This window comes from Fusobacterium perfoetens (assembly GCF_021531475.1).
Taxonomy (GTDB): domain Bacteria; phylum Fusobacteriota; class Fusobacteriia; order Fusobacteriales; family Fusobacteriaceae; genus Fusobacterium_B.
In genome coordinates, this window is record NZ_JADYTX010000010.1 from 45,084 (window position 1) to 53,463 (window position 8,380).

At 30.8% G+C, this 8,380-nt stretch carries 7 protein-coding genes and 1 pseudogene; all 8 read right to left on the reverse strand.

Annotated elements, in window-relative coordinates; all coding sequences use genetic code 11:
- Positions 1–67 precede the first annotated feature (67 nt).
- Positions 68–337 (reverse strand): preprotein translocase subunit YajC, encoded by a 270-nt coding sequence (gene yajC, locus I6E15_RS03760; RefSeq protein ID WP_235244371.1) that lies wholly within the window; start codon positions 335–337, stop codon positions 68–70.
- Between the two features lie 65 nt (positions 338–402).
- A complete protein-coding gene (dnaJ, locus tag I6E15_RS03765; protein WP_235244372.1) occupies positions 403–1,551 on the reverse strand; it encodes a molecular chaperone DnaJ in 1,149 nt (382 codons plus the stop codon).
- Between the two features lie 20 nt (positions 1,552–1,571).
- Positions 1,572–2,429, reverse strand: coding sequence for an aldose 1-epimerase family protein (locus tag I6E15_RS03770; protein ID WP_235244373.1), 858 nt, complete (start codon positions 2,427–2,429; stop codon positions 1,572–1,574).
- 83 nt (positions 2,430–2,512) lie between these two features.
- Positions 2,513–4,333: a molecular chaperone DnaK gene (gene dnaK / locus I6E15_RS03775; protein WP_235244376.1), complete on the reverse strand. Its 1,821-nt coding sequence runs from the start codon at positions 4,331–4,333 to the stop codon at positions 2,513–2,515.
- Positions 4,334–4,398: 65 nt separating this feature from the next.
- Positions 4,399–4,968 (reverse strand): nucleotide exchange factor GrpE, encoded by a 570-nt coding sequence (grpE, locus tag I6E15_RS03780; protein WP_177160018.1) that lies wholly within the window; start codon positions 4,966–4,968, stop codon positions 4,399–4,401.
- 13 nt (positions 4,969–4,981) lie between these two features.
- Entirely contained in the window at positions 4,982–6,007 is a 1,026-nt protein-coding gene (gene hrcA, locus I6E15_RS03785) for a heat-inducible transcriptional repressor HrcA (protein ID WP_235244377.1), read from the reverse strand.
- Positions 6,008–6,176: 169 nt separating this feature from the next.
- On the reverse strand, positions 6,177–7,325 hold the full coding sequence (gene fucO / locus I6E15_RS03790) for a lactaldehyde reductase (protein ID WP_235244380.1): 1,149 nt from the start codon (positions 7,323–7,325) through the stop codon (positions 6,177–6,179).
- 228 nt (positions 7,326–7,553) lie between these two features.
- Positions 7,554–8,303 (reverse strand): annotated as a pseudogene (locus tag I6E15_RS03795) (carbon starvation CstA family protein); the annotation flags it as partial.
- Between the last annotated feature and the right edge of the window lie 77 nt (positions 8,304–8,380).

Here is an 8,380-nt window from a genome sequence, read left to right on the forward strand (position 1 = left end):
TCCTAAAAATTTTAATATAAATACAAAAAAACGACAATTAAATTAATTGCCGTTTTTATTCAACAGATTAATCTAAAAGACCAGCAATTGCTGATTTTCTAACTGTCATATGAACACCTTTATCTATTCTAATTACGACAAAAGCTTCTTCTACACTTGAAATAACACCTTTTATTCCACCAACTGTAACTACTGTATCTCCAGCTTTTAAGCTATTTAACATTTCATTTTGTTTTTTTTGTTTTTTCTTATTAGGTAAAATCATAAACACATAGATAACAATTACCCAAACAGCTATCATTATAAGTGTTCCGTATCTAGCAAATATTTCTTGCATCAAATCGCCCTCCCAGTTTTTTATTCATATCTAAGTATATCATAGTTATATTTATTTTTCAATTTTTATTTGAATAAATCTTTTAGTCTATCTAAAAAGCTTTTATTCATTTTATAATTTTTATCTTTTAGGCTTTTATCGAATTTTTTAAGTAATTCTATTTGAGTATCATTTAAGTTTGTTGGAACTTCTATAACTATTTTTACAAGTTGGTCTCCAGCTCCATAAGCTCTAGGATTATTAATTCCCTCTCCTCTTAATTTAAAGATTTTTCCATTTTGAGTTCCTGCTGGTATTTTTATAGCTTTTTTACCATTTAATGTAGGGATTTCTACTTCTCCACCAAGAGCTGCTTTTGCATAAGTGATAGGTACTTCACAGATTATATTTTCTCCATCTCTTACAAAGAAATCGTGTTCTTTTACATGGAAGAAGATGTATAAATCTCCATCAATTCCACCTTCAGCACTAGCATCTCCCATTCCATGGATTCTTAATCTTTGTCCATCATGGATACCTACTGGTATTTTTATTTTTTTAACTACATTTTCTCTTTCTAAACCTGTACCACCACATTTTTTACATTTAGTTTCTGGTATTTGTCCTTTACCTTTACATTTATCACATTCTTCAACACTTTTAAAGTTTCCAAGCATTGTTCTTTGAATTTTTTCAATTCTACCTTTTCCACCACATTTATCACAAGTTTTCATCTTGCTTCCTGGCTCAGCACCAGTTCCATTACAAGCTTTACATTTTGCTCTTCTTGTGTATCTTATCTCTTTTTCTCCACCTTTTGCAACTTCCTCTAGGGTAATAGTTACATCAACTCTTAAGTCTTCACCAGGTTCTGGTCCTCTTTGTTGAGCACCTCCACCAAATCCACTTCCACCGAAGAAAGATGAGAAAATATCTTCAAAGCCACTTCCAGAGAATCCTTCAAATCCTCCTCCGTAACCTCCTGCCCCACCATTTTCAAAAGCAGCGTGACCAAATCTATCATATTTTGCTCTTTTATCTTGGTCAGATAAAACTTGATAAGCTTCATTTATCTCTTTAAATTTTTCTTCAGCTTCTTTTTTTTCGGTTTCACTAGCATTTGCAAATCTATCTGGGTGATATTTCATAGCTAATTTTCTATAAGCTTTCTTTATCTCGGCTTCAGAAGCTGTTTTTTCTACACCTAAAAGATCATAATAATCTTTCTTTGCCATTTTTTCCTCCAAAATCTATCTTAAAATATTTTTATTCCTATACCTTTTTGATATATTTCACCTTTTTCCAATTTTTTTATTCCTAATTTTTGTGTAATATCTCTATTAGTTTTATAATAATCACTTATTCCGTCCCACGGTTCAAAGCAAACAAAATTAGATCCAGGAACACTCCAAAAAGCTATATATTCAAATCCGTTGTAATCAAACTCCAATATTTTATCATCTTTTTTAGATTTTAACCACACTTTTCTTGAATTAGTTTTTTCAAATATTAACGCATCATTTCTAAAAGTATCATCATCAAAATTAAGAATTTTTCCTTGGAAAATATCTCTTTTTTTATCAACTATAACAGCATTTTCTACTGTTAAAGCTTTTCCATCTTCATCTTTTTCAAATTCTATATAGTTTCCACCATCTTTTGAAAAAATATTAAATGCAGGGTGTGCTCCGATAGAGAAATACATCTCTCCATCTGTTAAATTTTCAACTCTGTATTCTAATTTTAACTCTTTTTCTTCTAAAATATATTTTAAATATAGTTTAAAATCAAAAGGATATTTTTCTTTTGTATCTTCATTTGACTCAAATAAAAATTCTACGAAGTTTTCACCTTTGCTTGAAATTACAAACTCATTATCTCTTGCAAATCCATGTCTAGTATTTATATTATACTCTTTTCCCTCATAAGAAAATTTTTGATCTTTTAGACTTCCTACAAATGGAAAAAGTACTGGAGAAGATTTTCCCCAAAATTTTGCATCTTTTTGCCACATATGTTCAAATCCAGTGGTTTTGTCAAAAAGACTTTCTAACTCTGCTCCTTTACTTTCTATTACAACTTTTATTTTTTCATTTTCTAATTGATATTTCATTATACTTCACCCATAATCACAACATTTAATCTAAAAATTGGGAATAGAGCCAAGCTCTATTCCCAGAAAAATCATAATCAATATTAGTCAACTATTTCTGCGTCTTCTACATCGTCAGCTTTGTTTGTGTTTGATTGTCCTTGAGAAGCATTAGCTTGTTGTTGAGCTTGTTGAGCTTCTTTATATATTTCTTCTGCTAATTTTTGAGCTGCTTTTGATAATTTTTCCATAGCTTCTTCTATTGCTTTTTTATCTTCTGAATCTTTTACTTTTTTAAGTTCTTCTAGAGCTTCTTCAATAGCTTTTTTCTCAGCTTCGCTTACTTTTCCAGAATGTTCTTTTAATGTATTTTCAGTAGATGTGATTAACATATCAGCTTTATTTCTTGTTTCGATTAATTCTCTGAATTTTTTATCTTCAGCTTCGTTTGCTTCAGCTTCTTTTTTCATTCTTTCGATGTCATCATTTGATAAATTGTTAGATCCAGAAATTGTTATTGTATTTTCTTTTCCTGTTCCTAAATCTTTTGCAGATACGTGAACGATTCCGTTTGCGTCAATGTCAAATGTTACTTCGATTTGAGGGATTCCTCTTGGTGCTGCTGGGATTCCTTCTAAGTTAAATTCTCCAAGTTTATGGTTGTCAGCAGCTTTTGCTCTTTCACCTTGTAATACATTAATTGTAACAGCTGGTTGGTTGTCTACTGCTGTTGAGAATACTTGAGATTTTTTAACTGGTATAGTTGTATTTTTTTCTATAATTCTTGTACAAACTCCTCCAAGAGTTTCAATTCCTAATGATAATGGAGTTACGTCAAGAAGTAATACGTCTTTAACATCTCCCATTAATACTCCACCTTGAATAGCTGCTCCTGCTGCAACAACTTCGTCAGGGTTGATTCCTTTATTAGGTTTTTTACCAAAGAATTGTTCTACCCATTCTTGAACTGCGATCATTCTTGTAGATCCACCTACTAATAATACTTCGTCTATTTCTGAAGGAGAAAGTCCTGCATCAGATAAAGCTGTTTTTGTAGGTCCTTGAGTAGCTTCAACTAAGTCTCTTGTTAAAGCATCAAATTTAGCTCTTGTTAATTTCATTTCTAAGTGTTTTGGTCCTGTTGCATCCATTGTAATGAATGGTAAAGATATTTGAGCTTCCATCATAGAAGATAATTCTTTTTTAGCTTTTTCAGCTGCATCTTTTAATCTTTGGTAAGCCATTTTATCATTTAATAGATCGATTCCTTGTTCTTTTTTAAATTCTTCAGCTAACCATTTTATGATTCTTGCGTCGAAATCATCTCCTCCTAAATGGTTGTTTCCAGCTGTTGATAATACTTCTATTACACCATCAGAGATTTCAAGAACAGATACGTCAAATGTTCCTCCTCCAAGGTCAAATACTAATACTTTTTCTTCTTTTTTCTTATCTAGTCCATAGGCAAGTGCTGCTGCTGTTGGTTCGTTTATTATTCTTTTTACTTCAAGTCCTGCAATTGCTCCAGCGTCTTTTGTTGCTTGTCTTTGAGCATCTGTAAAGTAAGCTGGTACTGTAATAACTGCTTCTTTAATTTCTTCTCCTAAATAAGCTTCAGCATCTTTTTTTAATTTTCTTAAAGTCATTGCTGATATTTCTTGTGGAGTATAATCTTTTCCGTTTACGTTTACTTTGTAGTCAGAACCCATATGAGTTTTGATTGAAGCTATTGTAGAGTTTGGATTTGTGATAGCTTGTCTTTTTGCTATTTCTCCTACTACTATTTCTCCATTATCTTTAATGTTTACAACTGATGGAGTTGTTCTTGCTCCTTCAGCATTAGTGATTATATTTGCAGATCCACCTTCCATTATTGCCACACATGAGTTTGTTGTTCCTAAGTCAATTCCTATTACTTTAGACATTTTGATCCTCCTTCAATATTCCTAAAAATATTTATATATTCTAAAAATTTTAATTACCATTTTAATTATTTCTTACATACTTTAACCATTGATGGTCTTATTACTTTACCTTTTAATTTATATCCTCTTTGAAGTTCCATCATTATATAATTATCTTCAAAATCTTCACTTGCTTCAACCATTACAGCCATATGTTCCTCAGGATTAAATTCTTTTCCTTCAGTATCTATTGCTTCTAATCCCTCAGCTTTAAATATTTCTCTGAATTGATTAAGTGTAAGTTCTACACCTTTTACTAATCCATCAAAATCATTTGATTGTTTTGAAGTTTCAGCAGCTCTAGTAAGATTATCTATACCATCTAAAAGTTTTGTTATTATCTTTTCAGAAGCGAATTTTCTAAGTTCGTCCATCTCTTTTTCTTTTCTTTTTGTAAAGTTTTGGAAATCAGCTTGTTTTCTTAAGTAAGATTGTTTCCAATCTTCTACTTCTGCTTTTAATTTTCCATTTTCTTCTTGAAGAGCTTCTACTTCATTTACTTCTTGTGATTTTTCATTTTCACAAGCTTCATTAGTTTCTTCGCAAACTTGTTCTTTTTCTAACTCTTCTATATCTTGTAATTTTTCTTCTGACATCACCAATCTCCTTTTACTTTTTTTTATTTCCGATTAATTTTTCTTTATTTATTACTTTTTCAACTTCTTTACTTATATAATCTATAAGTCCCATAGTTTTTGAATAAGGCATTCTCTTTGGTCCAATAACTCCTATTACACCTTTTGAATCTCCTTTTTTATATACTGAGTAAACAAAGCTATAATCCTCAAGACCTTTTACAGGAAGATCATCTCCAAGTATAACATTTACTTTTCCCTCTGCATACTCATTACTTCTTACAATCTCTTCAAAAATATTTCTTACTTCTTGTTTTTCATTAAACATTTCCATTACGTCTAAAACTTCATTGACATTTTTATTTTTGAAAATGCTTGGAGAATTGCTTAGATATAATTTTCCTTCTATATCTTTATAAATCTCTTTTTCTATATCATTGTAAGTTTCAAAGTTTTCTTTTATTAAATCTACAATTTCGTAGCTTTTTATCTTTTGAGTTTTTATTTTTTTATTAAGTCTTTCTGATAGATCAAAAAGTTTTTCTTTTGTAATTCCAGATTGTAACTTTATCTTTTTAGTTGTTACATTCATATCTTCAGTAACGATTATAGCCAAAATCAAATAATCATCAATATGAACCAACTCTACTTTTTTTATATTTTCTTTTCTATGGTTTGGCTCTATAACAACTGAAGCGTATGAAGTTAATCTTGATAGAATTGAAGATGTCTCTTTTAATATATTATCCAAAGCACTTATCTTTTGTTCATATTCATTATTTATTCTCTTCTTTTCTTCAATAGATAACTTTTCAACCTTTAAAAGTTCATTAAGATAATACTTATATCCTAAGTCTGTTGGGATTCTTCCTGATGATGAATGAGTTTTCTCTATAAATCCCGCATCTTCCAAATCAGACATAACATTTCTGATTGTTGCTGAAGATAATTCAATATTATATTTTTTTACTAAAGTTCTTGAACCTATTGTTTCACCATATGTAAGATAGAAATCTATAATAGCGTTAAGAACCAATTTTTCTCTTTCACTTAACATCAAACCACCTTCCTAAATATTAGCACTCATTCTCAAGGAGTGCTAACTAACAAATTCATAGTACCACTTTTCAATTAGTTTGTCAACAGTTTTTATAAATTTTTTTAGTTTTTTTCTATAATTTTTCCAATAAAAAAACCCAACCTACTCTCTAGTAAGTTGGGTAATAATTCTAGTAAACTATTCTATATAATTTTTCAATATCTTCTAAAGTTACGTCTTTTGGATTTCCTCCTGTACAAACATCTGCTAAAGCATCTTTAGAAAGTTTTGCAATTCCTTCTTCAGGGATATTTATTTCTCTTAAAGTTTGAGGAATTCCTACATCTATTGAAAGTTTTCTTACAGCATCAACTGCTGCTTGAGCTGCTTCATCTTTTGTCATTCCTGTTGTATCTACACCTAAAGCTCTTGCTATATCTCCATATTTTTCAACACAAGCTGATTTGTTAAATTCCATTACTGTTGGTAAAAGTAAAGCATTTGCTACTCCGTGAGGTATATCATAAACTGCTCCTAATGGGTGAGCCATTGAGTGAACTATTCCAAGTCCTACGTTAGAGAATCCCATTCCAGCTACATATTGAGCTATACTCATTCCTTCCATATCAGTTAAGTTTTTATCAGCAACAGCACCTCTTAAATGTTTTCCTATCATTTCGATAGCTTTTATTTCAAACATATCAGAGATAACATGAGCTCCTTTAGTTATGTATCCTTCGATTGCGTGTGTTAATGCATCCATTCCTGTTGCAGCTATTGTTCTATTTGGCATTGTCAACATAAGTTCTGCGTCAACGATTGCTACTAATGGAATATCTTTTGGGTCAACACAAACTATTTTTCTATTTTCTTCTTCTATTGTAATTACATAGTTAATTGTAACTTCAGCAGCAGTTCCACAAGTTGTTGGAAGAGCTATGATAGGTACACATTTAGTGTGAGTTGGCGCAACTCCTTCTAATGATTTTATATCAGCAAATTCTAGATTATTTTTTACAATTGCAACAGCTTTTGCAGTATCGATTACTGATCCTCCACCTACTGCTACGATAAAGTCTGCTCCAGCTTTATTGAAAGCTTCTAATCCATCTTTACAGTTTTTAATTGTTGGGTTTTGTTTTAAGTCTGTAAATACTTCGTAAGGTATATTTGCCCCTTCTAATACTTCTTTTACCTTATCAAGTACACCACAAGTTTCAAGAATTTTATCACTTACTAGTAAAGCTTTTTTATATCCTCTTGCTTTTACTTCAGTAGCTAACTCAGCTCTACAACCAATTCCAAAATAACTTGTTTCATTAAGAATATATCTTGCCATTTTTTTCCTCCACTCATATATTTTTTTTACGTTATCTTTGGGTATTATAACTTTTTTTTATATTTTTTTCAACATAAATATTTATTTTTTAAATTCTTTTGTAAACAATTTTAATATAATGTTCTAAAAATACTCTTTTAATTATATATCTACATATTTAAAAGAAAAACCTCTCAAGCTAAACTCAAGAGGTTATTTCTTATCTATCACTGGGTTTCTTTTATGGTTCTATTTATTTTCTACTGCTTTTTTATAAATAGGATTAAATTTAACATAGAAAGCTATTGCTGATATAGCTGCTACTACTAAACCAACTGGATTTCCTATTGATTCAGACATTTTAAATCCTTCTGGAGCTATTAAAATGTAAGATGTAACAACCACTGTCATAAATGTAGCTGGGATTGCTGCCATTAAATATGCTTTTCCTAATTTTGCTAAATAAGCTGCTGCTGCCCATAGAGCTATTGTTGCTAGAGTTTGGTTAGACCAGCTGAAATATCTCCATAAGATATTAAAGTCGATAAAACATAATGCCACACCAATTGCAAATAATGGGATAGCTACAATAAATCTATTTGCTACTGGACCTTGTTTATATCCTATTGCATCAGCTATTGTAAGTCTAGCACTTCTAAATGCTGTGTCTCCAGATGTTATTGGACAAGCTACAACTCCAAGTATTGCTAAAGCTCCTCCAACTTTTCCTAAAACTGTTCCAGAAATTTTATTAACAACTACAGCTGCTCCACCTTTTGATAATGCTACACCTAAACCAGGAGTTCCACCGAAGAAAGACATTGCTGCTGCTGCCCAAATAAGAGCAACTACACCTTCACATATCATTGCACCGTAGAATACTTTTCTACCTTGAGTTTCATTTCCAAGACATCTAGCCATCATAGGTGATTGAGTAGCGTGGAATCCAGATATTGCTCCACAAGCTATTGAGATACATAGATATGGGAATACTGATTGATATGATACCCATAAAGGACACATATATATTATCAACAAATTAAAAAATATAAGAAAGTTGGTAATGTATGTCTAAT

Bases quoted from the DNA above. Each gene is read 5' to 3' on its own strand.
- yajC (WP_235244371.1), bottom strand. From the start codon at position 337: ATGCAAGAAATATTTGCTAGATACGGAACACTTATAATGATAGCTGTT.
- dnaJ (WP_235244372.1), bottom strand. From the start codon at position 1,551: ATGGCAAAGAAAGATTATTATGATCTTTTAGGTGTAGAAAAAACAGCT.
- I6E15_RS03770 (WP_235244373.1), bottom strand. From the start codon at position 2,429: ATGAAATATCAATTAGAAAATGAAAAAATAAAAGTTGTAATAGAAAGT.
- dnaK (WP_235244376.1), bottom strand. From the start codon at position 4,333: ATGTCTAAAGTAATAGGAATTGACTTAGGAACAACAAACTCATGTGTG.
- grpE (WP_177160018.1), bottom strand. From the start codon at position 4,968: ATGTCAGAAGAAAAATTACAAGATATAGAAGAGTTAGAAAAAGAACAA.
- fucO (WP_235244380.1), bottom strand. From the start codon at position 7,325: ATGGCAAGATATATTCTTAATGAAACAAGTTATTTTGGAATTGGTTGT.